The following is a 26,171-nucleotide window of genomic DNA, read 5'->3' as shown; positions in this document are numbered from 1 at the left end:
CAAATCGTATTTAAGACACCCAAATACATTTTAAGTCCTTTAGCGAAAACATTCATTGCAAATTTGTACCAACGAACAAAAACACAACAGCAATGAAACGATTATACGCTATTTTAAAATTCCTAATTACACCTGTTATTCAAAAACATTGGATATCAGATCTAGTCTTAGCTATACCACGCGTTCTATGTGGATTATGGTTAACTGCCATGTTTGGTGCAGACAAATTTGGTATGCCATGGACAGCAGAAAGTCAAAATCTAAATCTATTTGAAGTCTCGGCTTGGTTTCCAGAAGATGTGGCTTCCTATGGAGGTATCTTTGCTGTGGCTCCTGTATTCTTTGCATGGATGGGCGCATTCAGTGAAGCCGTAGGTGGTTTATTTCTGATGTTTGGCCTTAAGACCAGAATAGCTTCATTCTTAATTATGTGCACCATGTTAGTGGCTATTTTTATGCAAAAATGGAATCAAGGACTTTGGGGTATGTTACCGGCAATTGGATTCCTATGGGTTGCCATCTATAATCTCATATTAGGTTCTGGTCGTTTTGGTCTGGACTATTTAATCAGTAAAAAATTAAAATAATAAAACAGCTATGAAAACAACACTTTTTACAATATGCATATTCGGTTTGCTATTAACAGGTAATGCTCAAGAACCTTTAAAAATAGAAGACTTCCAAATACTTAATAATACTGCCTGGGAAGGTAAATTGACTTACAAAGATTATCAATCTGGAGAATTAAGTTCTGTTGACGCTACCATGCAGATGAAGATTAAAAAAGACCGAATAATTACTAATATTCAATATACCTACGAACCTAACAAAAATAATTCTTCTTCTGTAAAACTTAAAAAAGGTGGCACTTATTATGGAAATGAGAAACTCATTAGTAACGCTCTCGAAAACAACCAACGCACTTTTGTCACATATTATGAGGGCAAGGATAATGGGAGAAAAGCTGACATCTACATAACCCACATCTTTAGTAAGGACGTTTTAAAAACCATCAAAGAAGTTCAGTACAAATACGATGATAAACGTTTTGTCAGAAACACCTATGAATTCTCAAAAAAACAATAAAGCCATGAAATATTTCAAAAAAACAATAATCTTTTTTATCTCATTTATTCTAACAAGTTGTGTGCAAGAAGTTCATCTAAAGACAGTAACCTTTATGGTAGATATGAATGCGATTGAACAACCAATTGATGTTGGGGTTAGAGGTAATTTTACTACTAATTCATGGAATGAAACGATTTTTCTAACAGATGAAAATAATGATGGTATATATGAAGTGACAGTTTCTGAAGAAACTGCTGTAAATCAAATAGAATTCAAATTTGTAAATGGTGAAAATGAATATGAATTGAAAAATTTTAATAATAGAGTTATCCAATTTGAATACAAGCCAGAAATCATAACATACGAAGCTGTCTTTAATAACCCAGAAGAAAAAATCACAAAAAACTAAACCATGAAAAATTTAACATTATTGCTTTTGCTTGTTGGCTTAACAGGTATTGCACAGGTAAAAGGAAACAAGCTTATTGAAACGAAAACATTCAAAACAGAGACCATAGAACGTATAACTATTAATTTGTATGCAAAAGTAACTATCGACCAATCTGCAACTGAAAATTCTATAACAATTACCACTGATAAAAACTTGTTTGATTTAATCGAAAAAGATGTTGAAGATGGTACTTTAGCTCTAAATCAAAAAGAGTGGATTTCGGCATCCCAAAGTATCCTAATAAAGATAGGAGCTCCAAACATTAAGCGTATAGACCAGGGTACACATGATACAACTAGAATTATAAACATAAATAATGAAAGTCTACAGGTAATGGCACCAATAGGTAATGTAATCATTGAAGGTGAAACGAGGGAGTTACGTTTAGGTGCAGAATTAGCCACTATTGATGCTTCTGAATTAGTAGCTGAAAATGTATATGTAAATCTCTGGAAATACGGTAAAATAACGGTTAATCCTCAAAATAAGTTATGGGCTGATGTATCAAACGATGGAAGATTAATTTATGTAAACACACCTGAATCGATAAGTAAGAAAACTAAAAGTGGCGGTAAAATTATAGCACTTTCTGAAGTTGAAACTCTTAAAAAGCCAGATGCTAAGTTCATTAAATTTAGGATAAAGAATAATTCATTCAATAGGAACCACTTTTACGTAGTAGGTCCAAAACCCGATGGTTCAAAATTCAGTTATGGGTTTCCTATGATGCCTAATTCAAAACGCAAAGAAAACTGGTCTGTTGGAACAAAAGTATATAAAGTAAGTGCACTTGGTTTTAAAAAACTTCTTGTAAAAATCAAAAAAGAAGATGAAGGGAAAATTATTAACCTTTTTTAATTTAAACCTTTTAAAAATCTTAAGGTCTAAATAATATAAAACCACTAAATCCATCAATCAATGCATAAGATTGTTTCCTTATTAATTTTAGCACTTTTATATAATTGTAGCTCTAATGATGACAGTACTACAACTGAAAACCCAGATAATATTGACCTAAGCACCTATTTTAATATTGATTTTGATGCCTTGCCAAATTATCAAAATCAAACAATTCCTTCTTATATAACGCGAGATAACACACCAATTAACAATCCAATTACCGACGAAGGAGCTACTTTAGGACGTATATTGTTCTATGACCAAAATTTATCTACTGACAATACAGTATCATGCGCTAGTTGCCATAAACAAGAACTGGCATTTAGCGACAATGCTAGTGTAAGCATTGGTATAAATGGATTAACTGGCAGGCATTCCATGAGGTTAGTAAATTCTAGATTTGCTGATGAAAATAATTTCTTTTGGGATGAGCATGCTGGTAGTTTAGAAGTACAAACGACAATGCCTATTCAAGATCATATTGAAATGGGTTTTAGTGGAGAAAATGGAGATCTTTCATTCAATGACTTAATTTCAAAATTAGAAAATACTGAATATTATCCTGAGTTATTTAACCTCGCATTTGGTTCCGAAACAATAAATGAAACCAGGATACAACAAGCTCTTGCACAATTTATAAGAAGCATACAATCCTTTGATAGCAAATATGACCAAGGAAGAAGTGTTGCCATTAATGATGGCCAGCCATTTAACAATTATACCGTTGAAGAAAACCAAGGCAAGAATTTATTTTTACAACCGCCTGCATTCAATAATCAAGGTATCAGAATTAATGGTGGTCTAGGTTGTGCAGGTTGTCATCAACCACCAGAATTCAGCATAGACCCTAACTCCTTAAATAATGGAATAATTAGTACTGCAGATCAGTCTGGTTTTGATTTTAACAATACAAGATCACCAAGTCTCAGAGATGTGGTTAAGGCAGATGGTACCAGCAATGGACCATTTATGCATATTGGATTAAGTAATAATCTGGTGACAACTATAAACCATTATAATCAAATAACCGTTGGTAACAATCCTAACTTAGATCCTCGTTTAAGACCAAATGGTATAGGCCAACAGCTAAATATTACTGATACAGAAAGAGATGCTGTAATCGCTTTTATCAATACACTTGCAGGCAACAATGTTTATACTGACGAGAAATGGAGTAATCCATTTAATAATTAATAAGACATCAATTAAAATACAAAGCACTTACCCTGTAGGTGCTTTTTTTATATCTTTAAGTCAAAGATAATTTATGCTGAAAAAATCAGATAAATCAAAATTAAGATCTACAATATTTAGACATTTAGACGGTATAGCCACTGCTCCATCGGCTTATACATTACACAAACATAACATCTTAGAATATCTTCTAAAAAATGAGAGTGTACCACTTATTGACTTAACTAAAAAATTCACGGCTAACGAAGGTTATTTAAATGTAGCTCTCAGAGTTCTGTGTTCTCAAGGATGGCTCATTCAAGAACTTGATAATGTATCAAACAAGGTCATCTATAAAACTAATACCAATAGTAAAATTGCTTTTGAGTTAGTTCCGCTATATGAAGATGTGGTTAATCTTTTAAAATATTCAGATCGATTTGCTGAGGATAAAATGATCAGCGTAGATGCCTTCATTACATTAGAACGAATCTTTAAGAAATTTGAAGGTAATTACGGTTTAACAACTTCGGATGAATCTTCGATTGAGTATCAAATATTGAAGCATATTGAAGGTGTTATAGCGGGTCCAATTATCGTATTATTAGGTGTAAATGGTTTATTTCATAAATACTTTATGGAAGCGTCTTTTACAGCCGAAGAATACCATAGAGATCCTGAAAGTTTCAGAAAAATATTAGATTTTTTAGCTCATTTAGGTTGGTTTAATAAAAAGAAAAACACCTATCAATTCACGGACAAAGGTTTATTTTTTGCTAAGCGTGCTAGTGCTTATGGTGTAACAGTGTCTTATATTCCAACATTTTTACAATTAGATGAACTCATTTTTGGTAACTCTAAAATATTAAAGACCTCAACGCCTAACGAAACGGAAAAACACGTCCATAGGGAAATGAACGTTTGGGGAAGCGGTGGTGCTCATGCAACTTATTTTAAGGTAATAGATAAAGTTATTATAGAATTGTTTAATAGACCTATTGATGAACAACCAAAAGGAATTTTAGACATGGGTTGTGGCAACGGTGCATTTATTGAGCATATTTTTAATGTTATTGATCAACAAACCTTAAGAGGTACAATGTTAGATGAATATCCACTCCTTTTAGTTGGCGCAGACTTTAATAAGGCTGCCTTAAAAGTAACACGAGCAAATCTTATCAAAGCAGATATTTGGGCCAAAGTAATTTGGGGCGATATTGGAAGACCCGACCTGCTGGCTTTAGATTTAAAAGACGACTACAATATTGAACTAAGAGATTTATTAAATGTAAGAACATTTTTAGATCACAACAGAATTTGGAATTCACCAAAGCAAAAACATGATATAATTAGTAAATCTACAGGAGCATTTGCAAGCGATGGCTTAAGATTATCTAATAATGATGTTGAAGCCTCACTATTTGAACATTTGAGCAAATGGAAACCATTTGTGGAAAAATTTGGATTATTAATTATCGAATTACATACCATAAACCCACAGTTTGTAGCAAATAATATTGGTAAAACACCTGCGACAGCATACAATGCAACACATGGCTTTAGTGACCAATATATTTTAGAAGTAGACGTATTTAGATCCATGGCAGAAAAAGCAGGACTTGTACCAGATGATAATCATTTTGCAAGATTTCCAAATAGTGAATTGGCCACGGTTAGTATTAACCTATTAAAAGGAAAAGATTAATGTCAAATAAGGATGAAAATCAATTAATCACTCGAGATTGGTTAGCCATTGAGCGCACCAAACTTGCAAACGAACGGACTTTCCTGGCCTACTTCAGGACCTTTCTTGTCCTTTTGGGCACAGGTGTTACAATTATTAAATTAGATATGTTTTCTGATATAGAATCATTTGGTATAGTACTAGTCAATATTTCGGTGATTATCCTAGCCATTGGCATTTTCAGGCTGTTAAGAGTTAAACGTAAGATACGCAAACACTATAAAGAATAATTTGATAAAAATCATTGTCAAATAATAAATCTCAATTGTTTGGCATGAGCAGAATCGTGTTTGTCGAAATTTGTTGTTATACAATTTTAAGATTTAGAATTTAGCTTAAACTTTAAAGCCAAAAGACATGAAAAAGTTCAAATCTATATTAGTAGTTGGTTTATTTCTGCTATTTAGTTCTTGTATCGTAAAATCTATACAGCCATTTTATCTTAAAGACCACATAAAATTCAATGAAAAACTTTTGGGTAGTTGGACAACAGGAAAAACAAGTACTTGGGAATTTTTATCCTTTAAAGAATCTTGGGAAAAAGATAATGAAGGTGACGTTGAGTTATTGAAAGAAGATAAGGAAGCTTATGAATTATATAAAGATGCTTATGTGGTAAATTACAATAGTTCTGATAAAGAAGCACTATTCCTTGTTATGCCTTTTATGGTTGATGAGCATTTGTTTTTAGATTTCACACCGTTCGACTATGAAGATAGTGGCCTAAATAGTTTGGCCGCACAACATCTATTAAAAACACACAGTGTAACATTTGTAGATTTTCAAGAAGATGGTTCAATCAAACTAAAATGGTTAGATGAATCCGTAGTGAAAAACCTAATAAATGAAAATAAAATTAGGATTAAGCACGAACAAACTGGGATTGATGAGGACTTAGTACTTACTGCTAGTAGTGAGGAGCTTTATAGATTCCTTCAAAAATTTATGGCCTCCAATATTGAAAACAAATGGGATAAGGATGTGATCAAAACTTTAAAACCAAGCAATGCCAAGCCTTAATTTAAATCAAATCATAAAATCTAAAAATGTTCACAGACCACTATTATTTCATAGTATTCTGTGGACATTAGCTTTTGTAATTTTAATATTTGTCTTTACAAAAGGGAAACTTCCTGTTACTATAGACTTTGTTTACACCATCGGATTTCTAATATTAATTGCAATACCAGTATGTATAAATTTTTACTGGCTTATTCCTAAATTTCTCAAAAAGGAATACTATCTAAAATATAGTTTTGGTTTTATTATTACAGGTTTATTATTTGGTTATTTCATTTACAGGTATTTTCAACCAATATTGGATGAATTATTTCCTTCTTATTTTTTCATCTCATATTTAACTAATAACAATTTAATTATTGTTATTTCTATATTCTTAGTAAGCACAACGCTTTTAAAACTTGGTGAAGATTGGTTCTATTTTAACTCCAATGAGAATAAGATTTTAAAACTAAAAAGCCTTCAATTTGAAACACAATTGTCTTCCTTAAGGTCTCAAATAAATCCACATTTTTTATTCAATTCATTAAATGTAATTTATGCACTAGCCTTAGAAAAAAAAGAAGATATTTCTCAAGCTATTATTCAGTTATCTGATATTTTACGTTACGTGATTTATGATTCTGATATGGATCGTGTAAGTCTTAATGAAGAAATTATTCTGCTTAAAAATTATATTGCATTTCAAAATTATAGAGTAAAAACCCCTAATACTACCAAACTCACCATTGAAGTTGAAAATGAAAATTATCAAATTTACCCAATGCTTTTATTGCCACTTTTGGAAAATAGTTATAAACATGGAATTGTTTCTGGCGAAACACAAACACCAATAACAATTAGTGTCAAGCAACAAAATAAAACCTTTTCCTTTTCCATCTCAAATGCAAATCTAAAAACTAATACACTAGAGGATAAGCATTCTGGAGTAGGCATAAACAACCTGAAAAATAATCTTAAATTGGTGTATCCTAACAACCACAAATTAATTATTGACGATAATTCAGACAATTATAAAGTGACTTTAACCTTAACCAATGAAATCTAATACTATTACGTGTATAATTGTAGATGATGAAATTTCCTCTCAAAAGGTTTTACAACATTTCATTGCAGAGGTAAGTACTCTAGAGTTAAAAGCCACTTGTAATAATGCTGGTGAAGCTTTTAAATACCTTCAATTAAATAGCAAAGTTGATTTATTATTTTTAGATATTAATATGCCCAATCAAACTGGTCTAGAATTTTATAAAACACTTAATGATCCACCTAAGGTAATCTTCACTACCGCATATTCGCAATATGCAGTTGAAGGATTTGAAGTAAACGCTATTGATTATTTATTAAAACCCATTTCATTTGAGCGGTTTTTAACAGCTATAAATAAGACCATACGTGCATTAAATATTGATAATGAAACTTCAGAATTCATTATTCTAAAGGAAAACAAATCGTTGCACAAAGTCTTGTTTGGTGATATTCAATATATTGAGGCCTATGGCGACTATGTTAAAATCCATACCAATTTAAAAACCATTGTTACACATAGTACGTTTTCTAATTTCATTAACAATCTGCCAAATCACTTCTTACGTGTTCATAAATCATTTAGCGTTAATCTTAATAAAATGAGCCAAATATCAGGCAATCAAATAACCATAGAAAAACACACGATTCCTATAGGACAAACTTATAAGCAATCTGTTTTAAATGCCTTAAATTTGTAATATGAAGATCGAATCCATTGTAACCATTAAGAAGGAATTAAAACACCTCCCAAAGGAAGATTTATTAGCCCTTTGTTTACGATTAGGCAGATTTAAAAAAGAAAACAAAGCACTCCTCACCTATTTATTATTTGAGTCCCATGATGAAGACGGATATGTAATCAGCGTAAAAAACAGCTTAGATGAACTTTTTGAAACGATGAACACAGATAGTTACTTCTACATGAAAAAAACCATTCGAAAGATTCTAAGACAAATTAGAATATATAGTCGGTATTCTAACAAAAAATCAACTGAAGTAGAACTACTTCTTTATTTCTGTGAACGTCTGAATGAATTATCACCTTCTATACACAGAAATAAAACTCTAAGCAATCTTTATCATAGACAGGTAGCTTCTATGCAAAAGAAAATTACAGCCCTTCATGAAGACCTGCAATATGATTATAATATGCAATTAGAAGAAATTGAAAATTTAAAATAAATCATCTTTTTATAAACTTGACATTTATCATAGTTATTCTGCACCATTATTAAGAACTTTAGATACATTCTAAATTCTGGCGTTATGAAAATTCACAACAAACTTTTATTCTTAATATTTGCACTTGTTTTTAGCTGTGCCACTACTAGCGAAGTCGTTTACGATTATAACCTAGAAATAGATTTTAACCAATATGAAACATACGTATTATGTGTGGACGATTTTTTTGTGGAACACACAAACCATCCTGACTTAGATAATGAAGAAGTTAGAAGAATTATAGGTGATGCAGTTGCTCTAGAAATTGAAAATAAGGGGCATCGTACTAATGTATTAAATCCTCAATTACAAGCCGGATTTAGATTACTAATAAGCGAAGAAACCGCTGAGTTTACTGACTGTGAACACTCAGAAGAGTTAGAATATTGGGAGAGCTGTACAATCCATACCGAAACTTATGAAGAAGAGACATTGGTTGTTTATGTCGCAGATTTTGAAACTAAAAAGGTAATTTGGCATGCTTCTATTGTTTGTGATCTCAAACAATCAGATAAAAAATTGAAACCATACATTAACGAATTAGTAAGAGACCTTTATGATACTTACCCAAAAACTCTTGTAGCTAAGAATCCTGATGAATCAAAAGAATATGATTCGTTTTAATTATTGGCTTGTTTTTTTGCCTTTCGGCTACCTTCATACATTTCGTATTTAACTAAACGCGACTCTAATTTGGCATTAAAAACTTTAATCTTTCTAGATGGTCTAAGACCAACAAATTTGAGTGCCTCTATGTTAGAGGTTATGAGCCAGGCATTTGTATTAGGATATCCATGTTTAAGCGTTGTACCTATATCTCCATAAAATTCTTCAGCGTTAAGATTCTCTAAACGCTCACCATATGGCGGATTAAAAACCATATGCAATTTGTCGGTTCCAGCCTTTTGAGTTTTAAAGAAATCTTCATGCTTTATGGTAATAAACTCATCTAAATGTGCATTTTTGATATTCTCCTTAGCCTTTTTCACAGCCGATGGCGACTTATCATAACCTAAGATTTTATAATGAAAGTCCCTTGTTTTCTTTAATAATGATTCTTCAATTTTTTCAAATAAATCTACATCCCAATCCTCCCAGCGTTCAAATCCAAATTCCTTACGCATAAGGTTAGGTGGAATATTACACGCTATCATCGCTGCTTCTGCTAAAATAGTTCCACTACCACACATCGGATCCATAAAATCAGTTTGTCCATCCCAACCACTCATCATAATCAATCCTGCAGCTAAAACCTCGTTTATTGGCGCAATATTGGTTGCAATTTTGTACCCTCTTCTATGCAAGGATTCTCCAGAAGTATCAAGAGATATCGTACAGCGTTGTCTATCAATATGTACGTTTATTTTTAAATCAGGGAAGCGAAGATCTACATTTGGTCTTGTACCAGTTGTATCTCTAAATCTGTCGACAATAGCATCTTTCGTTTTAAGAGCAGTATATTGTGAATGCGTAAATATACTGTGATGTACTGTTGCATCAACCGAAAGTGATCCATCAGTTTTAAGGTAGTTCTCCCATTTAATTTTTTTAACGTTGTTATATAAATCTTCCTCTCTGGTAACTCTAAAAGAATCGATTGGCTTTAAAATCTTTATAGCAGTTCTAAGTCCAAGATTTGCTTTGTACATAAATCCTTTGTCACCTACAAAACTAACATTACGAACACCTTTCTCTACATGCATAGCACCCAACTGTGTCAATTCTTTTGCCAAAATATCTTCAAAGCCAAATAAAGTTTTGGCAACCATCTTGAAATTATTGTCCATAAGTAACGTCTAATAGATTGCAAAAATACAGTATTTTTGTGCGACATTTATTGATATGAATAAATCCACTGAACAATGGTATGCCTCGTGGTTTGATACACCTTATTACCACATTTTATATAAAGACAGAGATTATTCTGAAGCTCAGGGTTTCATGGATAATCTTACAGATTATCTAAATCTACCTAAACAAAGTAAAATATTAGATTTAGCATGTGGTAAAGGAAGGCATTCTGTATACCTTAATACACTAGGCTATAATGTCACTGGTGTAGATTTATCAGAACAAAGTATTAAACACGCCAAACAATTTGAAAATGATACCTTAAAGTTTAAGGTACATGATATGAGCAAACCCTACCAAGGTAAGTTTGATGCTGTCTTTAACCTCTTTACAAGCTTTGGCTATTTTGACGACGAAAGCTGTAATCTTAATACAATTAAGGCAATAAAATCAGAGCTTAATGAATTTGGTTTTGGAGTTATTGATTTTATGAACACCAATTATGTTACATCCAATTTAGTAGCTCAAGATGTTAAATCGGTTGATGGAATTGATTTTTATCAAAAACGAAGCATTATTGACGGTTATATTATTAAAGATATAAGTTTTGAAGTTGATGGAGAACATTATGAGTTTCAGGAGCGCGTTAAGGCTTTTACACTTGAAGATTTTAAAGAATTATTTGAAAAAGCGGGAGTTCACTTGTTAGATATATTTGGAGATTATAATCTTCAAAAATTTCATCCTAACTCCTCAGAACGTCTCATTATGATTTTTAAGTAAATTGCAGGTATGAATAAGTATCTTTTTCCTATTTATGCTATCATAATCGGAGTTGCAATTGCAATTTTAACCAAAAAGCAAAAAACAATAGGTACAAAACTTTTGTTATCCTTTAGTGGAGCTTTTCTATTGGCGCTTACGCTTTTTGATCTATTACCAGAGGTATATGAACACCTAGAAGCTAAGCGTACCGGACTATTTATTATGTGTGGTATTTTGCTTCAAATTATTTTGGAATTTTTTTCAAAAGGTGCAGAACATGGCCATGTACATATTCATAAAGAAGAAACAAGGTTTCCTTGGTTGTTATTTATAAGTTTATGTATTCATAGTTTTATTGAAGGTTTCCCTATTCATCAGCATAACGATATGGTTTATGGTGTATTTATTCATAAAATACCCATAGCAGCTCTAATCACAGTGTTTTTATTACAATCAAATTATAATAAGATTCAAGTCGTTGGTTTTTTAATCTTCTTCGGCACCATGACACCTTTAGGAACAATAATTTCAAATAACACTTCAATTGCGGCAGAATATGTAGATATTATTAGTGCAGTGGCCATTGGAATCTTTTTACATATTTCTACAACAATTCTATTTGAAACTGGCGAAGGTCACAAATTCAATTTATCAAAGCTTCTTGCCATTGTGTTAGGTGTATTAATTGCATATTTTATTTAATGTTCTCGAAAGAAGAAAGTAGATTACTTCGCCAAGAATTCTGGACAAGCTTCGGAAAATCCTTTCCAAGAAAATGGCTGTTGTATAATACTAAGATTAAAGGCCTATCCTTTAAATTTCATTTTGATACTAAAAAAGCTCTTATAGCACTAGATTTAGAAGATAATTTAGAAAACAGAATAAATTGCTGGGAAAAGCTAGTTGCACTAAAAGGTATACTCCTAAATGAATACTTACCAGATGCTATTTACGAAGAGGAATACTATTTAGATAACGGTAAAGAAATCTCACGTATCTATTTGCCTTTAGAGCAAAAAGTATCCATACACAATAAAAACACATGGCGTGATGTGATGGAATTCTTTAATACCAATATGGTGTTATTTGAAACATTTTTTGAGGAATATCGAGATATTATAAATTCCTAAAATTCTTAAAGACGTTTCGTAGCTCTTAGTTTGAATATAGAAATGCTTATTTTTATATGAAGTTAATTCTTCTAATCTAGCGAAAACAATCGGAAAGTAAATAAACATATTATCATGAAATATAGTATTATAATATTCAGCCTAGCAGGATTATTAATGTCTTGCAATTCATCAGAAAAGACCAAAATTGAACCAAACGAATCACCTTCTACGGTAACTAACAATGATGCTTCATCAAATGATATAGAAAAAGAGTTAATCCCAATAGATTCGGATGAAGCTTTGATTGCTACGGCAGTAATGGCTGCGCCTAAAGCAAGTAGAGACAATTGCAAAGTTATAGGCTATAATATGGCTGGTGAATTTGTTACTCTAAGAGAAGGTAATAATGAATTTATTGTTATCGCAGATGATCCAAAAAAATCTGGATTCAGCGTAGCGTGTTACCATAAAAGTTTAGAACCTTTTATGGCCAGAGGCAGAGAACTTAAAGCCGAGGGTAAAACTGGAACGGAAATTTTTGATATCAGAGGAGAAGAAGCAAAATCAGGGAAATTAAGCATGGGAAAGCCTGGCTCTACTCTTCATATTTATTACGGATCAGGCGAACTTTACGACCCGATAACGTCATTAGTTGAAGGAGCAAAATACCGTTATGTAGTGTACTTACCATTTGCCACTGCAGAATCTACAGGCCTTCCTGAAGCTCCTGTAGCCTCGAATCATCCTTGGATTATGAATCCCGGAACACATAGGGCACACATTATGATTTCGCCGTTAGCAGATGCTAATAATTAGAATTTTAAATATTATGAAGTATATAAGCTCCTTTAGCTTTCTAATAATATTTGTGTTGACTGTAGCTAGCATAAGCGCTCAGGATAGTACAGCAATAGATCGCTATACATTAAAAGAAGGAGATTACAATGGCATAGGCAAATGGTATATGGGTAGAGAAATTGCCTATGTGATGGGCTATCAAGGCATTAATTGGTTAGAACGACCAGAACGCGAAAAAGAAGAACAAACAACTAAGCTCATAAAAAACATGGACATCCAATCTACTGATGTTATAGCAGACATCGGAGCTGGCTCTGGTTACCACGTATATAAAATGGCTCCTTTAACAAAAAAAGGAAAAGTATTTGCCGTTGACATACAGGAAGAAATGCTTACTGCTCTAATGATGAATCCAAAATTCAATAAGTATAATACTATTGAAACTATTCTAGGAAGTGAAAAATCAGTCAACTTGCCAGAAAACACTGTGGATAAGGTTTTGATGGTAGATGTTTATCATGAATTTAGTTATCCATTTGAAATGTTGATGTCGATAAAAAAAGCTTTAAAACCAAATGGAGAAATTTACTTAATTGAATATAGAGGCGAAGACAATACTGTACCTATAAAAAGACTTCACAAAATGACTGAAAACCAAGCAGTCAAAGAATTAAAAGCTTCAGGTTTTAAATTAAAAAAAAACATTAGCAATTTACCATGGCAACATTGCATGGTGTTTATTAAAGAATGAGAAAAATTAAATAACGTGGAAATAGATCATAAAGAAATGGCAAATTGCACCACCTAAAACGAAAAAGTGCCAAATTACATGATTAAAAGGTAGGCGCTGAATTGCATAGAAAATTATTCCAACAGTATAGAAAAGTCCTCCTGCAAATAACCAAAGTACACCGTTTGAACCTAATGCATCCGACAAGTTGGAGAAGTCAAACACTATCAACCAGCCCATTATTAAATAAAGTGATGTAGAAAATACTTCAAACTTACCAGTAAAAAATAGTTTAAGGATTACTCCAAACAAAGCGATTCCCCAAACAGTCCAAAATAAGGTCCAACCTAAACTGTCTGTTAGCTGAATAAGTAATACTGGTGTATAAGTACCTGCAATTAGTAAATAAATACTAATATGATCAATAATTCTAAAGTAATGTTTTCGTTTTTCACTCTCCACAGCGTGATATAAAGTAGATGCTAAAAAAAGTACTATAATAGATATGCCGTAAACAATAACACTGAACAGATGAAATGATTTTGTTTGATCGACACTTAAAATCAACAGCACCAAACCAGCAATTCCAAGACATGCTCCGATACCATGAGACCATGAATTAAGTTGTTCCTCGAGCTTAGTTTGAGCTCTCATTAGCTTTTAGTTTTTGGTTTACCCCATTTATTTACGCATGCATAAAAATCAATTTCAAAGGCAGGTTTTTGCCTATCTAACTGTTCATTCTGAAATGCACGTTGCAAGATGTCTTCAATTAAATAGTCTTCTTTTTCGTCTATCGGACTAAATTCTTTTTTTAATGAAATATCAAAAACCTTAGCGGTATTATTAAACCAAAATGCTCTCCAGCCACTACGTAATTCTTTGATTAAATCAAAGGTCGTTGTACCTGTCTGTCTGTGTATAAGTTTTACTAAGATTTGCCCCTCTGTTTTAGTCAGTTTTTTAAGCTCGGCTGAAAACTCATCCTCAATATATTTTTGTATCACCTTTGAGTAACGTTTTTTCTCTCGCTTTCGCTTTAGTTTTGATAAACGTTCTTGTAATGACTCCAAACGTTCTGCAGCCAGTTTTGCGTAAGGATATACTTTGAGTGTTTTACGGCGTAACACTAAATACCTTATCCTTTCATCTCTACTTTTAAAATTCAGCTCAGGTAAAACGAGTACTTCATCTAAATCTATAGCTGTTCTTGGTATAGAATCACCTTCAATTATAATATATTCAACAACTGTAGAATCTTGTTTTACTGGATCTACTTGAGCCGTTAAAATAGGGTTAAAAAATAAAAATATGATGATTATATATTTCATAAATAAACTCCTTATAAAATCATTCCAAAGAACTCATTTTAGGACATATCAAAATTAATAATTAATACTACCATAAACCCTAAATTCGTATTAATATTATTATTTTTAAACAAAAATTTTTACACATGGCAAAAAAGCAATTATTGACAAAAAAGTCAATGGACTTTTTAGAGAAATATCTAAATAATGCATCACCAACAGGATATGAATGGGATGGGCAAAAACTATGGATGGATTATCTAAAACCTTATGTAGATGAGTTCATTACAGACACCTATGGTTCAGCTGTGGCAGTAATAAATCCAAAGGCAAAATATAAAGTAGTTATTGAAGGACATGCCGATGAGATCTCTTGGTACGTCAATTATATTTCAGATAAAGGTCTTTTATACGTTGTTAGAAATGGTGGTAGTGATCATCAAATCGCGCCAAGTAAAATAGTAAATATTCATACCAAGAAAGGTATTGTAAAGGGAGTATTTGGATGGCCTGCTATACACACAAGAAATAGAGCTAAGGAAGAACCACCAAAACCAGATAACATCTGTATTGATATTGGTGCAAAGGACAAAGCCGAAGTTGAAAAAATGGGAGTTCATGTAGGTTGTGTGATTACCTATCCGGATGAATTTCACATATTAAATGGAGATAAATTTGTCTGCCGTGCTTTAGACAATAGAATGGGTGGATTTATGATTGCTGAAGTGGCTCGTTTATTACATCAAAACAAAAAGAAATTACCATTTGGGCTATACGTAACCAATTCTGTACAAGAAGAAATTGGTTTACGTGGTGCTGAAATGATAACGCAGACGATAAAACCAAATGTTGCTATAGTAACTGATGTTACCCACGATACTACCACACCAATGATAGATCAAAAGAAACAAGGTTATGCTGAGATTGGTAAAGGACCTGTTGTGGCCTATGCACCAGCAGTACAACAAAAACTAAGAGATTTGATTACGGATACAGCAGAGGAAAAGAAAATACCTTTTCAACGTGCAGCCTTGTCTAGAGCAACAGGCACAGATACTGATGCTTTTGCATATAGTAATGGTGGCGTTGCTTCTGCCTTAATTTCTTTGCCATTGAGGTATATGCATACAACCGTAGAAATGGTACATAAAGAAGATGTTGAAAATGTAATTAGATTAATTTACGAATCGCTTCTTAAAATAGAAGATGGTGCAACATTTAGTTATTTTGAATAGAATTATAGCCTCAATTATTTGAGGCTAATTTTATGGATGAGTATATAGACATAGTAACAAAATCTGGTAGGCATACAGGTAAGATAGCGCTTAAATCTGAAGCGCATAAAAATGGTTGGTATCATAACACCATTCATCTTTGGCTATATACATCTAATGGTGAAATTTTGCTTCAACAGCGGTCTCATAAAAAATTGATTTTCCCTTTGCTTTGGGACGTCTCAGTTGCAGGCCATATTGATGCTGGTGAATCATTTATTGAAGCTGCGCTGAGGGAAACAAAAGAAGAAATTGGTTTGGATTTAAATCCAAACGACTTAAAAAAAATTGGTGTTAAACTTCATGAATCCTCGTACGATAACGGGAATATAAGAGACTATGAATTTCACCAAGTATATATAGCTAATTTAAAAACTGAAATAAGTAAGCTAAAACCTCAAGAAGATGAAGTTGAAGCGCTGAAATTGGTTAATTACGACCAATTTGAAGCATTACTTTCACAAAGCGAAGAAAACAGTCATTTTGTTCCAAAAAATAAACCATATTACGAATTTGTACTTAATGCTATTAAAACAACATTAAGTATATGAACTTAGTATTATTTGCTGTTGCACCAGTTCTAGTTATTTTAATATATATTTATCTTCAGGACAAGTACGAGAAGGAACCTGTTGGTTTATTAATCCTAAACTTTATTCTTGGTGCTATAGTTAGTATCATAATTGTTACAATTATTTACCTATTTACAGGTCATTTTATACCAGTTACAGATAAGTACAGTATTTGGCAACAATTTATCCAGGCATTTTTGGTAGTGGGTCTTTCAGAAGAATTTAGCAAATACATAATAGTTAAGTACTTTGCCCAACCTCGCAAAGCATTCAACGAACAATATGATGGTATTGTCTATGCCGTAATGGTCTCCATGGGTTTTGCATGTACGGAGAATGTCCTTTATGTTTTAGAAGGTGGTTATCAAATAGCAGTGTTAAGAGCATTTACTGCTGTACCTGCGCATGCAACTTTTGGTATATTGATGGGTTATTACATGGGAAAAGCTAAATTTTCTAAACACCGTTTGCGACTTAATATTACAGGATTATTATTGGCTGTATTATTTCATGGTGCATATGATTTTTTTCTATTTATCAATTTTATTCCTGGTATTTCTATTGGTGCATTTATATCGCTGATTATCGGTGTATTACTATCAAAAAAAGCAATAGAAACACATCAAAACAATTCGAAATTTAAAACTTAAATAAGTACTAGATAAAACATGATATATTTCATATTTTGGGAATTCTTTAATGTATAATTTAGCACTCTTAAATACGCAATTATGTATAAAATCAAAGTGAATGCTACGCATCAATTTGAAGTTGATGAGAAGCAAATTGAGGCACTAGATTGCATCGAAACTTCGCCAAACAATTTTCACATTTTACAAGAAAATGCCTCAGTAAAATCTAAAATTCTAAAATCTGATTTCAACAACAAAAAGTATACGGTTAAGATTAACAACAATACATATGAAGTTGATATTAAAAACGCTTTAGATCAGCAAATTGAGGATTTAGGTTTTGAAATTGGTGGCTCTAAGAAAGTCAATGAAATCAAGGCACCAATGCCTGGTTTAATTCTAGAAATTAATATAAACGAAGGTCAAGAAGTTAAAGAAGATGATCCTTTACTAATACTAGAAGCTATGAAAATGGAAAACGTTATTAATTCTCCGTGCGATGGCATAGTTAAAACAGTAAGTGTTAATCAAGGTGAAACTGTAGATAAAGACTCACTTCTAATCGAATTCGAATAAGATGAAAAAAATATTAGTTGCCAACCGCGGTGAGATAGCCATACGAGTTATGCGAACCGCTAAACAAATGGGTATAAAAACAGTCGCCGTTTTTTCTGAAGTAGATAGACATGCTCCACATGTTAAATATGCTGGTGAAGCAGTTTGTATTGGTCCAGCACCATCAAGCGAATCGTACTTACGAGGCGATAAAATAATTGAAGTTGCAAAATCTTTAAATGTAGATGCTATACATCCAGGATATGGTTTTTTAAGTGAAAATGCAGACTTCGCAGAACTTTGTGAAGCCAATGATATTATTTTTATTGGTCCTAGATCGAAAGCCATTAAAATGATGGGTGATAAATTGGCCGCCAAAGATGCCGTTAAGGATTACAACATCCCTATGGTTCCAGGTGTAGACCACGCTATTACAGATCCAAAAGAAGCCATTAAGGTTGCAAAAGATATCGGGTTTCCTATTCTTATAAAAGCCGCAGCAGGTGGTGGCGGAAAAGGTATGCGAATCGTGGATAAAGAATCTGACCTTGAATCTCAGATGAATAGAGCCATAAGTGAAGCTAAATCCGCTTTTGGTGATGGTTCTGTATTTATTGAAAAATATGTGACTTCACCAAGACATATCGAAATACAAGTTATGGCAGATATGCATGGTAATTATTTACACTTTTTTGAGCGTGAATGTTCCATACAAAGACGACACCAAAAGGTTGTAGAAGAAGCGCCGTCTTCAATTCTCACGCCTCAGTTAAGAGCAAAAATGGGTCAAGCAGCAATTAATGTTGCAAGATCTTGTGATTATATCGGAGCTGGCACAGTGGAATTCTTAATGGACGCAGACCACAATTTCTATTTCTTGGAAATGAATACGCGACTTCAAGTTGAGCATCCAGTTTCAGAATGGATTACTGGAGTGGATTTGGTTGAATTACAAATCAATGTAGCACGTGGGGAAGAACTTAAAATAAAACAAGCAGATTTAAAAATTAATGGTCATGCAGTAGAGCTGCGTGTTTATGCCGAAGATCCAATGAACGACTTCTTACCAAGTGTTGGCAACTTAGAAGTCTATCAATTACCTACCGGAGAACATGTTCGTGTAGATAACGGTTTTGAAGAAGGTATGGATATTCCAATTTATTATGATCCTATGCTATCAAAGCTTATAACTTATGGAAAAACCAGAAGTGAAGCTATTGAATGGATGATTTATGCTATTGATAACTATCATGTTAAAGGTGTAAGGACCACGTTACCTTTCGGAAGATTTGTTTGTAAGCACGAGGCCTTTAGAAGCGGTAATTTTGATACACATTTTGTAAAAAATTACTACTCACCTAGTATACTCGAAGAGGCTATAAAATCCGAAGCAAAATTGGCAGCGCAGCTAGCACTGAAACAATATTTAGAAGATCAAAAGCTATTAAGAATAGTTGATTAATTTCTTCATCACTAAAAATTAGACAGCAATGGATACCAAAATAAAAGAACTCAATAAAAGAATTGAACTATCAAAGCTTGGTGGTGGTCAATCCAGAATAGACAAACAACACCAAAAGAAAAAACTAACGGCTAGAGAACGTATTCTTTACCTATTAGATGAAGGCTCTTTTGAGGAAATTGGAGCTTTAGTAACACACAGAACAAAAGACTTTGGTATGGAAAATCAAAAGTTTTATGGCGATGGTGTTGTTACTGGCTATGGTACAGTTAATAACCGATTAATCTATGTTTTTGCTCAAGACTTTACAGTTTTTGGTGGGTCTCTGTCGGAAACCCATGCCGAAAAAATCTGTAAGATTATGGATATGGCTGTAAATGTGGGTGCTCCAATAATTGGATTGAATGATTCTGGTGGTGCACGTATCCAAGAAGGTGTACGTTCATTAGGAGGTTATGCAGATATTTTTTACAGAAATGTACAAGCTTCTGGCGTAATTCCTCAAATTTCAGCAATTATGGGGCCTTGTGCAGGTGGTGCTGTGTATTCTCCAGCAATGACTGACTTTACCATTATGGTTCAGGATACGAGCTACATGTTTGTAACTGGACCAAATGTGGTGAAAACAGTAACCAATGAAGAAGTAACGAGCGAAGAATTAGGTGGTGCCAGTGTACATTCCACAAAATCTGGTGTAGCTCATAAAACTTCTGCAAATGATATTGAATGCTTGGAAGATGTAAAGAAACTGCTGAGTTATTTACCACAAAGCAATAGAGAGTTTCCTCATGATATAGAATTTAAACTAGAAGATGAAGTTCGTGAGAGCTTATCAGAAATTGTGCCTGAAAACTCTAATAAGCCTTATGACATGCATCAGGTTATTGAAGGTATTATTGATGAAGATTCTTTCTATGAAATTCATAAAGATTATGCAGAAAACATTATAGTTGGTTTTGCAAGATTAGGAGGTAAATCTGTCGGTATTGTGGCAAATCAACCTATGTTCTTGGCTGGTGTATTAGGCGTTGATAGTTCTAAGAAAGGCGCTCGATTTGTTCGTTTCTGTGATTGTTTTAACATACCACTTCTTGTATTAGAAGATGTACCAGGATTCTTACCTGGAACAGACCAAGAATGGAATGGTATTATTGTTAACGGTGCAAAATTACTGTATGCCTTTAGTGAAGCTACTGTGCCTAGAGTGACCGTAATTACACGTAAAGCTTATGGTGGTGCCTACGATGTTATGAATTCTAAGCATATTGGAGCCGATATGAATTTTGCATGGCCAAATGCAGAGATTGCAGTTATGGGTGCAAAAGGTGCCGCAGAAATTATTTTTAAACGTGAAATTGTTTCGGCTGATGATCCAGAAGAAAAGTGGAAAGAAAAAGAAGCAGAATATGCCGAGTTATTCGCAAACCCATATAGTGCCGCGGAACGTGGTTACATCGATGAAGTAATTTTACCAAAAAATACAAGGCGCAAACTAATTAAAGCATTTAATATGCTAGAAAATAAGGAAGTGAATAAACCTAAACGGAAGCACGGAAATATCCCACTATAACTAATTAATCAATTGTTAATTTAAAGACCTTTTAGACCTTAAAGTTTAAAAGGTCTTTTTATGTTATGATTATTATAAAGTCTATGACCTACACTTTATAATTAGCTTACTTTTGCACAATGCAAAACCAACAGCGCTCACAGTTTGAATTTGTCGTCTTAATGGCTGCGTTAATGTCTATCGTAGCGTTGTCAATAGATGCAGTTCTTCCTGCATTACCTATGATTGGCGAATATTTAAGCGTAACAAGTCCTTTAGATAATCCTAAGTTGATAACTTCTATCTTTTTAGGACTCGGCTTTGGACAATTGATCTTTGGACCGCTTTCAGATAGTTTTGGTAGAAAACCAATAGTCTATGCTGGCTTTATACTTTTTGTTATCGCTTCTATTATTTGCATTACAACAAAAAACTTTGAAATGATGCTATTTGGTAGGGTGTTACAAGGTGTTGGTCTTGCATCACCCAGAACAATGTGTATTGCTATGGTCCGAGATTCCTACGAAGGTGATTATATGGCGAAAATACTATCAATTGTTGTTATGGTTTTTATTCTTGTACCTGTCGTGGCGCCTACGCTCGGACAGTTTTTAATGAATCATTATAACTGGCAGTTTATTTTCACTTTTACATTATTATTTGGAGCTATAGTAATCATATGGTTCTGGTTAAGACAGCCTGAAACCTTAAAAGATAAATATCGAATTCCATACAGACTGACAATTTTCAAAACTGGTACTGTACAATTTTTCAGAATAAAATCTGCGGTAATATACACACTGCTATCAGGTTTTATAACTGGCTCATTTATGGTTTACCTCAGCACCTCGCAACAGATTTTTGAAAAACAATATAATCTTGCTGATGAATTCCCTCTGATTTTTGCGAGCTTAGCAATTTCTGTAGGTCTTGCAACTTTCATGAACAGTCAATTAGTCGTAAAATATGGCATGAAAACCATTGTGCATATTGCAATGGTAAGTTTCATTTTAACGTCTCTCATCTTCTTATTGATGTTCTCTGGTGGTAACAATCCAAGCATTGAAGTGTTAATCGGATTCTTTGCTATTCAATTCTTCACAATTGGATTCTTATTTGGTAATCTACGTGCTTTAGCTATGGAACCTATGGGTCACATAGCTGGAATTGGATCAGCATTGAATGGTTTTATTTCAACAGTAATGGCAGTACCTATAGCAGATTATATTGGTAGTTATATAGAAGATTCTGTACAACCGCTTTTTATTGGTTTTCTAGTGTGTGGTTCAATTTCACTGCTACTATTTTATGCCAACAGTAATTGGGTTTCAAAATTAATTAAAGTTACTTAGAAGATCTCCAAACTCCCCTTACCCTCTCTTAATATTACAGGTGGATTTTCAGAAAGGTCAATTATTGTTGAAGCTTCATTACCACCATAACCTCCATCGATAACAATATCTACCAAGTTGTCCCATTTTTCATGAATAAGCTCTGGATCAGTGGTATATTCAATGATATCGTCTTCATCCCTAATAGAAGTGGAAACTATTGGATGACCTAAGGCAGAAACAAGCGCCAAAGCTATAGAATTATCTGGCACTCTAATTCCAACAGTTTTTCGCTTTTTAAATGGGTTTGGCAAGTTTTTAGAACCTGGCAAAATGAATGTGTAAGCTCCAGGTAATGCTCGTTTTAAAATTTTAAATGTGGTGGTATCAATTTGCTTTACATAATCGCTAAGATTGCTTAAATCTTCACAAACAAAAGAGAAGTTAGACTTTTCTAATTTCACCCCTTTAATTTTGGCTATTCGCTCTAAGGCCTTAATGTTAGTGATATCACAGCCTAATCCATAAACCGTATCTGTTGGGTAAATTACTAATCCCCCTTTTTGCAAGACATCAACAACCTTTTGAATTGCTTTTGGGTTTGGATTTTCAGGATATATTTTAACGTATTCTGCCATTTTCTATCCTCTACGTCTTCTGGTTTGGTTGTTATAATTATCAGGTCTGTTCCTTGCATCATCTCCTCTTCTTCTTGGCATTTCTTTTTCCTTTTCAGCCTTTTGATATTTTAACCACTTTTCGTTTTGATCTCCATTTAACAATGCTTTCAACTGATTGTTTAATTCTTCTTCATCACTTCTTATATGATCTTGTATTGGTTGTAGTTTCTCTCTAACCATTGTCATGGTTTCCCTCATTAACTCTCTATTCTGGGTCGACCTAGCAATTTCCATATTCTGGTTTACCACGATATCCAATCCTTCAAATAAATCCTTGTTTTCAGTCTTGATTTTATTCATTTGAAGATTATGATTCTCAATTTTAGCAACAACAATTGGAGATACGGAATCAGATTTTTTGAGCTTTAACTTTTTTAATGTTTTTTTTGAATCATATTCTAGAATACCAGCAAACTTCTGGGATTCAAATTTTTGAATCTCCCTAGTACCATTACTTTGAGATTGATTGGGATTGCCTCGTCTTCCACCACTGGGTGGCTGCGCATATACACAAGCAAATTGAAAAAATACTAGAAAATAAATTAATGTTTTCATTTTTATGTAAATGGTTTAATACTAAAGATAATGATTATCCTATTATTTCTAGCTTAGCAAAACGAAGTAACAACTTTTTAGTGTCACCATTTTCAAATTTAATTTCAGCTTTTAAATCACCACCAGTACCCTCAATTTTCATTACCTCTCCTCTGCCAAAACGTTGATGGTTTACCACATTGCCAACGATAAGTTTAGTATCGAATAAATTAGTTGAACCATTAGTCTTGCTCACAGGTTTTAACTTTTTAGGCGTACTGATTATAAAATTTTCTGGTTTCTTTTTCTGTGCTTTCTTTTGAAACTTTGGTGATTTAGGTTTTGCAAAACGAACTTTGTTCGGTTCTATGTCTCCAAAAATTGAAGCATCTAACATTGGGTTAAAACGTTGCTCCTTCAATGGTGTTGTAATATTTACAAACTTATCGTCAACTTCTTCAATAAACCTACTGGGTTCTGCATCGATTAATTTTCCCCAACGGTAACGAGATAACGTGTAAGTTAAATAAGCTTGCTTCTCAGCGCGTGTCAATGCTACATAGAATAATCGTCTTTCTTCTTCGAGCTCGCTACGTGTATTCATGCTCATAGCACTAGGGAAGAGATCTTCCTCCATTCCAACTATAAACACATGTGAAAACTCTAATCCTTTTGCCAAATGAATTGTCATCAACGCTACATGATTAGGGTCGCCTTTATCACCATCTAAATCTGTCGCCAATGCTATGTCTTCTAAAAACTCCGCTAAAGAATCACCAGCATCTGCCAGTTCTATTTGACCTTCAACAAAATCTTTGATACCGTTTAATAATTCTTGAACATTATCCATTCGGGTAACACCTTCTGGTGTTCCGTCCTTATTGAGCTCTCTTAATAATCCACTGGTTTTGGTGACATGCTCTGCAAGATCAAAGGCATTTGCGGTTTGATTCATCACCTTATAGCTCTCAATAAGTGTCACAAAATCCCTGAGTTTATTTTTTGTACCATTATTAATATTGATGGAAACCGTATCGATATCCTTCATAACATCATAAATAGTCCTCCCTGTCGCATTCGCCGCAACAACCAGCCTATCTACGGTTGTTTGTCCAATACCTCTTGTAGGATAGTTTATAACTCGTTTTAACGCCTCTTCATCTGACGAATTAAGAATTAACCTTAAATAAGCCGTTACATCTTTTATTTCTTTGCGTTGATAGAAAGACAAGCCACCATAAATTCGATATGGAATATCTCGTTTTCTTAAAGCATCTTCAATTGCACGCGATTGTGCATTTGTTCTATATAAAACAGCAAAATCACTATTAGGTAATTGTTGGTTCATTTTGGTTTCCCAAATGGTATTCGCTACATAGCGGCCTTCATCACCATCTGTCATAGAGCGATGCACAATGACCCTTTCACCCTCTTCATTTGCAGTCCAAACGATTTTGTCTAGTTTTGTCTTGTTGTGTTCAATTACAGAATTAGCGGCACCTACTATCATTTTTGTAGAGCGATAATTCTGCTCTAAACGATAGACATTAACATCATCATAATCCTTCTGAAAATTCAGAATATTATTAATGTTGGCACCACGAAAGGCATATATACTCTGCGCATCATCACCTACCACACAAATATTTTGAAATCGGTCTGAAAGTGCTCTTACAATCAGGTACTGTGAATGATTGGTATCCTGATACTCATCTACTAAAATATACCTGAACTTATTCTGGTATTGTGCCAGCACATTCGGAAATCGTGTCAGTAACTCATTGGTGCGCAACAACAAATCATCAAAATCCATTGCACCTGCCTTAAAGCAACGCTCTACATACTCTGCATAGATTTCGCCCATTCGAGGCCGTCTTGCCATGGCATCGGCTTCAATTAGCTCAGGATTATTAAAATATGCCTTTACAGTGATAAGACTATTTTTATATGATGAAATTCTACTATAAACCTGTTTGGTTTTATAAATATCCTTATCAAGTCCCATTTCCTTGATTATTGAACCTAAAAGTTTTTGCGAATCTTGTGTATCATAAATGGTAAAATTACTTGGAAACCCTAAATGATGACCTTCAAACCGAAGTATCTTAGCAAAGACGGAGTGAAACGTACCCATCCATAAATTCTTGGCCTCACTTTCACCAACTATTTGAGCAATTCTGCCCTTCATCTCACGTGCTGCCTTATTTGTAAAAGTAAGTGCCAAAATATTAAAGGCATCAACACCTTGACTCATTAGATGAGCAATACGATATGTTAAGACCCTCGTTTTTCCAGATCCTGCACCAGCAATAACAATCATAGGGCCATCCTTTTGTAAAGTTGGCGCTAATTGTGCATCATTAAGTTGACTTAAATACTTCTCCAATTGTTATTTTTTAAGAAATGTGAAATTAAGTATTGTATTAGGTTTATCCATGTATTTCAATTAATAATTATAAACAATGTATCA

General features: G+C 33.4%; 30 protein-coding genes. 24 read left to right on the top strand and 6 right to left on the bottom strand.

Annotated elements, in window-relative coordinates:
• Positions 1-92: 92 nt before the first annotated feature.
• The 12 genes from ACFWV9_RS12605 to ACFWV9_RS12550 all read left to right on the top strand — a co-directional run bounded on the left by ACFWV9_RS12605 (position 93) and on the right by ACFWV9_RS12550 (position 9,230).
• A complete protein-coding gene (locus ACFWV9_RS12605; protein WP_411895584.1) occupies positions 93-587 on the top strand; it encodes a DoxX family protein in 495 nt (164 codons plus the stop codon).
• Positions 588-597: 10 nt separating this feature from the next.
• Positions 598-1,086 (top strand): hypothetical protein, encoded by a 489-nt coding sequence (locus ACFWV9_RS12600; protein ID WP_411895583.1) that lies wholly within the window; start codon positions 598-600, stop codon positions 1,084-1,086.
• 4 nt (positions 1,087-1,090) lie between these two features.
• Positions 1,091-1,477, top strand: coding sequence for a hypothetical protein (locus ACFWV9_RS12595; protein ID WP_411895582.1), 387 nt, complete (start codon positions 1,091-1,093; stop codon positions 1,475-1,477).
• A 3-nt stretch (positions 1,478-1,480) separates the two neighbouring features.
• The gene (locus ACFWV9_RS12590) at positions 1,481-2,377 is read left to right on the top strand and encodes a GIN domain-containing protein (RefSeq protein ID WP_411895581.1); all 897 of its coding nucleotides are present in this window, start codon (positions 1,481-1,483) and stop codon (positions 2,375-2,377) included.
• Positions 2,378-2,437: 60 nt separating this feature from the next.
• Entirely contained in the window at positions 2,438-3,613 is a 1,176-nt protein-coding gene (locus tag ACFWV9_RS12585; protein WP_411895580.1) for a cytochrome-c peroxidase, read from the top strand.
• A gap of 73 nt (positions 3,614-3,686) precedes the next feature.
• Positions 3,687-5,297 carry a class I SAM-dependent methyltransferase gene (locus ACFWV9_RS12580; RefSeq protein ID WP_411895579.1) on the top strand — a complete coding sequence of 537 codons (1,611 nt, stop codon included), beginning with the start codon at positions 3,687-3,689 and terminating at the stop codon, positions 5,295-5,297.
• On the top strand, positions 5,297-5,566 hold the full coding sequence (locus ACFWV9_RS12575) for a YidH family protein (protein ID WP_411895578.1): 270 nt from the start codon (positions 5,297-5,299) through the stop codon (positions 5,564-5,566). Before ACFWV9_RS12580 ends, ACFWV9_RS12575 begins: the two co-directional genes overlap by 1 nt.
• Before the next feature lie 127 nt (positions 5,567-5,693).
• The gene (locus ACFWV9_RS12570) at positions 5,694-6,356 is read left to right on the top strand and encodes a hypothetical protein (RefSeq protein WP_411895577.1); all 663 of its coding nucleotides are present in this window, start codon (positions 5,694-5,696) and stop codon (positions 6,354-6,356) included.
• Positions 6,343-7,404, top strand: coding sequence for a sensor histidine kinase (locus tag ACFWV9_RS12565; protein WP_411895576.1), 1,062 nt, complete (start codon positions 6,343-6,345; stop codon positions 7,402-7,404). Before ACFWV9_RS12570 ends, ACFWV9_RS12565 begins: the two co-directional genes overlap by 14 nt.
• Complete coding sequence (locus ACFWV9_RS12560; protein WP_411895575.1) at positions 7,394-8,083, top strand: LytR/AlgR family response regulator transcription factor; 690 nt, start codon at positions 7,394-7,396, stop codon at positions 8,081-8,083. The genes ACFWV9_RS12565 and ACFWV9_RS12560 overlap by 11 nt, the downstream gene beginning before the upstream one ends.
• 1 nt (position 8,084) lies before the next feature.
• Positions 8,085-8,567, top strand: coding sequence for a hypothetical protein (locus tag ACFWV9_RS12555; RefSeq protein WP_411895574.1), 483 nt, complete (start codon positions 8,085-8,087; stop codon positions 8,565-8,567).
• An 84-nt stretch (positions 8,568-8,651) separates the two neighbouring features.
• The gene (locus ACFWV9_RS12550) at positions 8,652-9,230 is read left to right on the top strand and encodes a DUF4136 domain-containing protein (RefSeq protein ID WP_411895573.1); all 579 of its coding nucleotides are present in this window, start codon (positions 8,652-8,654) and stop codon (positions 9,228-9,230) included.
• On the opposite strand, the gene ACFWV9_RS12545 is transcribed toward ACFWV9_RS12550, so the two are convergent.
• Complete coding sequence (locus ACFWV9_RS12545) at positions 9,227-10,393, bottom strand: THUMP domain-containing class I SAM-dependent RNA methyltransferase (RefSeq protein ID WP_411895572.1); 1,167 nt, start codon at positions 10,391-10,393, stop codon at positions 9,227-9,229. The genes ACFWV9_RS12550 and ACFWV9_RS12545 overlap by 4 nt on opposite strands.
• A gap of 55 nt (positions 10,394-10,448) precedes the next feature.
• Here ACFWV9_RS12545 and ACFWV9_RS12540 point away from each other — a divergent pair, with 55 nt between their 5' ends.
• The 5 genes from ACFWV9_RS12540 to ACFWV9_RS12520 all read left to right on the top strand — a co-directional run bounded on the left by ACFWV9_RS12540 (position 10,449) and on the right by ACFWV9_RS12520 (position 13,823).
• Positions 10,449-11,180: a class I SAM-dependent methyltransferase gene (locus ACFWV9_RS12540; protein ID WP_411895571.1), complete on the top strand. Its 732-nt coding sequence runs from the start codon at positions 10,449-10,451 to the stop codon at positions 11,178-11,180.
• Positions 11,181-11,189: 9 nt separating this feature from the next.
• A complete protein-coding gene (locus ACFWV9_RS12535) occupies positions 11,190-11,864 on the top strand; it encodes a ZIP family metal transporter (RefSeq protein ID WP_411895570.1) in 675 nt (224 codons plus the stop codon).
• Entirely contained in the window at positions 11,864-12,292 is a 429-nt protein-coding gene (locus ACFWV9_RS12530) for a DUF4268 domain-containing protein (protein ID WP_411895569.1), read from the top strand. The genes ACFWV9_RS12535 and ACFWV9_RS12530 overlap by 1 nt, the downstream gene beginning before the upstream one ends.
• Before the next feature lie 114 nt (positions 12,293-12,406).
• Positions 12,407-13,090, top strand: coding sequence for a hypothetical protein (locus ACFWV9_RS12525; RefSeq protein WP_411895568.1), 684 nt, complete (start codon positions 12,407-12,409; stop codon positions 13,088-13,090).
• A 13-nt stretch (positions 13,091-13,103) separates the two neighbouring features.
• Positions 13,104-13,823 carry a class I SAM-dependent methyltransferase gene (locus tag ACFWV9_RS12520; protein ID WP_411895567.1) on the top strand — a complete coding sequence of 240 codons (720 nt, stop codon included), beginning with the start codon at positions 13,104-13,106 and terminating at the stop codon, positions 13,821-13,823.
• A 6-nt stretch (positions 13,824-13,829) separates the two neighbouring features.
• Here ACFWV9_RS12520 and trhA read toward each other — a convergent pair whose 3' ends face one another.
• Positions 13,830-14,456: a PAQR family membrane homeostasis protein TrhA gene (gene trhA, locus ACFWV9_RS12515; protein ID WP_411895566.1), complete on the bottom strand. Its 627-nt coding sequence runs from the start codon at positions 14,454-14,456 to the stop codon at positions 13,830-13,832.
• Positions 14,456-15,133 carry a DUF4294 domain-containing protein gene (locus ACFWV9_RS12510; protein WP_411895565.1) on the bottom strand — a complete coding sequence of 226 codons (678 nt, stop codon included), beginning with the start codon at positions 15,131-15,133 and terminating at the stop codon, positions 14,456-14,458. The genes trhA and ACFWV9_RS12510 overlap by 1 nt, the downstream gene beginning before the upstream one ends.
• Positions 15,134-15,258: 125 nt before the next feature.
• On the opposite strand from ACFWV9_RS12510, the gene ACFWV9_RS12505 reads away from it, so the two are divergent.
• The 7 genes from ACFWV9_RS12505 to ACFWV9_RS12475 all read left to right on the top strand — a co-directional run bounded on the left by ACFWV9_RS12505 (position 15,259) and on the right by ACFWV9_RS12475 (position 22,508).
• Positions 15,259-16,347: a M42 family metallopeptidase gene (locus ACFWV9_RS12505; protein WP_411895564.1), complete on the top strand. Its 1,089-nt coding sequence runs from the start codon at positions 15,259-15,261 to the stop codon at positions 16,345-16,347.
• A 32-nt stretch (positions 16,348-16,379) separates the two neighbouring features.
• Positions 16,380-16,937 (top strand): NUDIX hydrolase, encoded by a 558-nt coding sequence (locus ACFWV9_RS12500; protein ID WP_411895563.1) that lies wholly within the window; start codon positions 16,380-16,382, stop codon positions 16,935-16,937.
• A complete protein-coding gene (locus ACFWV9_RS12495) occupies positions 16,934-17,608 on the top strand; it encodes a PrsW family intramembrane metalloprotease (protein ID WP_411895562.1) in 675 nt (224 codons plus the stop codon). Before ACFWV9_RS12500 ends, ACFWV9_RS12495 begins: the two co-directional genes overlap by 4 nt.
• Positions 17,609-17,689: 81 nt before the next feature.
• Positions 17,690-18,166 (top strand): biotin/lipoyl-containing protein, encoded by a 477-nt coding sequence (locus tag ACFWV9_RS12490; protein WP_411895561.1) that lies wholly within the window; start codon positions 17,690-17,692, stop codon positions 18,164-18,166.
• A 1-nt stretch (position 18,167) separates the two neighbouring features.
• Positions 18,168-19,607: an acetyl-CoA carboxylase biotin carboxylase subunit gene (accC, locus tag ACFWV9_RS12485; protein ID WP_411895560.1), complete on the top strand. Its 1,440-nt coding sequence runs from the start codon at positions 18,168-18,170 to the stop codon at positions 19,605-19,607.
• Between the two features lie 28 nt (positions 19,608-19,635).
• A complete protein-coding gene (locus ACFWV9_RS12480) occupies positions 19,636-21,177 on the top strand; it encodes an acyl-CoA carboxylase subunit beta (protein ID WP_411895559.1) in 1,542 nt (513 codons plus the stop codon).
• Between the two features lie 119 nt (positions 21,178-21,296).
• Complete coding sequence (locus ACFWV9_RS12475) at positions 21,297-22,508, top strand: multidrug effflux MFS transporter (protein WP_411895558.1); 1,212 nt, start codon at positions 21,297-21,299, stop codon at positions 22,506-22,508.
• Here the strand turns inward: ACFWV9_RS12475 and ACFWV9_RS12470 are convergent.
• Genes ACFWV9_RS12470 through ACFWV9_RS12460 form a run of 3 tightly spaced genes read right to left on the bottom strand, consistent with a single transcriptional unit; the run spans position 22,505 to position 26,087 of the window.
• On the bottom strand, positions 22,505-23,125 hold the full coding sequence (locus ACFWV9_RS12470; protein WP_411895557.1) for an L-threonylcarbamoyladenylate synthase: 621 nt from the start codon (positions 23,123-23,125) through the stop codon (positions 22,505-22,507). The genes ACFWV9_RS12475 and ACFWV9_RS12470 overlap by 4 nt on opposite strands.
• A 3-nt stretch (positions 23,126-23,128) precedes the next feature.
• Positions 23,129-23,722 carry a hypothetical protein gene (locus ACFWV9_RS12465; RefSeq protein ID WP_411895556.1) on the bottom strand — a complete coding sequence of 198 codons (594 nt, stop codon included), beginning with the start codon at positions 23,720-23,722 and terminating at the stop codon, positions 23,129-23,131.
• A gap of 34 nt (positions 23,723-23,756) precedes the next feature.
• Positions 23,757-26,087, bottom strand: a complete 2,331-nt coding sequence (locus ACFWV9_RS12460; protein WP_411895555.1) for an ATP-dependent helicase — start codon at positions 26,085-26,087, stop codon at positions 23,757-23,759.
• Between the last annotated feature and the right edge of the window lie 84 nt (positions 26,088-26,171).

It is taken from the genome of Winogradskyella sp. A2, assembly GCF_046762865.1.
Lineage (GTDB): Bacteria > Bacteroidota > Bacteroidia > Flavobacteriales > Flavobacteriaceae > Winogradskyella.
This window is presented reverse-complemented; position numbering and strand designations above follow the sequence as displayed.

Excerpts from the sequence above, each read along its gene's own strand:
- ACFWV9_RS12605 (WP_411895584.1), top strand. The coding sequence starts at position 93 with ATGAAACGATTATACGCTATTTTAAAATTCCTAATTACACCTGTTATT.
- ACFWV9_RS12600 (WP_411895583.1), top strand. The coding sequence starts at position 598 with ATGAAAACAACACTTTTTACAATATGCATATTCGGTTTGCTATTAACA.
- ACFWV9_RS12595 (WP_411895582.1), top strand. The coding sequence starts at position 1,091 with ATGAAATATTTCAAAAAAACAATAATCTTTTTTATCTCATTTATTCTA.
- ACFWV9_RS12590 (WP_411895581.1), top strand. The coding sequence starts at position 1,481 with ATGAAAAATTTAACATTATTGCTTTTGCTTGTTGGCTTAACAGGTATT.
- ACFWV9_RS12585 (WP_411895580.1), top strand. The coding sequence starts at position 2,438 with ATGCATAAGATTGTTTCCTTATTAATTTTAGCACTTTTATATAATTGT.
- ACFWV9_RS12580 (WP_411895579.1), top strand. The coding sequence starts at position 3,687 with ATGCTGAAAAAATCAGATAAATCAAAATTAAGATCTACAATATTTAGA.
- ACFWV9_RS12575 (WP_411895578.1), top strand. The coding sequence starts at position 5,297 with ATGTCAAATAAGGATGAAAATCAATTAATCACTCGAGATTGGTTAGCC.
- ACFWV9_RS12570 (WP_411895577.1), top strand. The coding sequence starts at position 5,694 with ATGAAAAAGTTCAAATCTATATTAGTAGTTGGTTTATTTCTGCTATTT.
- ACFWV9_RS12565 (WP_411895576.1), top strand. The coding sequence starts at position 6,343 with ATGCCAAGCCTTAATTTAAATCAAATCATAAAATCTAAAAATGTTCAC.
- ACFWV9_RS12560 (WP_411895575.1), top strand. The coding sequence starts at position 7,394 with ATGAAATCTAATACTATTACGTGTATAATTGTAGATGATGAAATTTCC.
- ACFWV9_RS12555 (WP_411895574.1), top strand. The coding sequence starts at position 8,085 with ATGAAGATCGAATCCATTGTAACCATTAAGAAGGAATTAAAACACCTC.
- ACFWV9_RS12550 (WP_411895573.1), top strand. The coding sequence starts at position 8,652 with ATGAAAATTCACAACAAACTTTTATTCTTAATATTTGCACTTGTTTTT.
- ACFWV9_RS12545 (WP_411895572.1), bottom strand. The coding sequence starts at position 10,393 with ATGGACAATAATTTCAAGATGGTTGCCAAAACTTTATTTGGCTTTGAA.
- ACFWV9_RS12540 (WP_411895571.1), top strand. The coding sequence starts at position 10,449 with ATGAATAAATCCACTGAACAATGGTATGCCTCGTGGTTTGATACACCT.
- ACFWV9_RS12535 (WP_411895570.1), top strand. The coding sequence starts at position 11,190 with ATGAATAAGTATCTTTTTCCTATTTATGCTATCATAATCGGAGTTGCA.
- ACFWV9_RS12530 (WP_411895569.1), top strand. The coding sequence starts at position 11,864 with ATGTTCTCGAAAGAAGAAAGTAGATTACTTCGCCAAGAATTCTGGACA.
- ACFWV9_RS12525 (WP_411895568.1), top strand. The coding sequence starts at position 12,407 with ATGAAATATAGTATTATAATATTCAGCCTAGCAGGATTATTAATGTCT.
- ACFWV9_RS12520 (WP_411895567.1), top strand. The coding sequence starts at position 13,104 with ATGAAGTATATAAGCTCCTTTAGCTTTCTAATAATATTTGTGTTGACT.
- trhA (WP_411895566.1), bottom strand. The coding sequence starts at position 14,456 with ATGAGAGCTCAAACTAAGCTCGAGGAACAACTTAATTCATGGTCTCAT.
- ACFWV9_RS12510 (WP_411895565.1), bottom strand. The coding sequence starts at position 15,133 with ATGAAATATATAATCATCATATTTTTATTTTTTAACCCTATTTTAACG.
- ACFWV9_RS12505 (WP_411895564.1), top strand. The coding sequence starts at position 15,259 with ATGGCAAAAAAGCAATTATTGACAAAAAAGTCAATGGACTTTTTAGAG.
- ACFWV9_RS12500 (WP_411895563.1), top strand. The coding sequence starts at position 16,380 with ATGGATGAGTATATAGACATAGTAACAAAATCTGGTAGGCATACAGGT.
- ACFWV9_RS12495 (WP_411895562.1), top strand. The coding sequence starts at position 16,934 with ATGAACTTAGTATTATTTGCTGTTGCACCAGTTCTAGTTATTTTAATA.
- ACFWV9_RS12490 (WP_411895561.1), top strand. The coding sequence starts at position 17,690 with ATGTATAAAATCAAAGTGAATGCTACGCATCAATTTGAAGTTGATGAG.
- accC (WP_411895560.1), top strand. The coding sequence starts at position 18,168 with ATGAAAAAAATATTAGTTGCCAACCGCGGTGAGATAGCCATACGAGTT.
- ACFWV9_RS12480 (WP_411895559.1), top strand. The coding sequence starts at position 19,636 with ATGGATACCAAAATAAAAGAACTCAATAAAAGAATTGAACTATCAAAG.
- ACFWV9_RS12475 (WP_411895558.1), top strand. The coding sequence starts at position 21,297 with ATGCAAAACCAACAGCGCTCACAGTTTGAATTTGTCGTCTTAATGGCT.
- ACFWV9_RS12470 (WP_411895557.1), bottom strand. The coding sequence starts at position 23,125 with ATGGCAGAATACGTTAAAATATATCCTGAAAATCCAAACCCAAAAGCA.
- ACFWV9_RS12465 (WP_411895556.1), bottom strand. The coding sequence starts at position 23,722 with ATGAAAACATTAATTTATTTTCTAGTATTTTTTCAATTTGCTTGTGTA.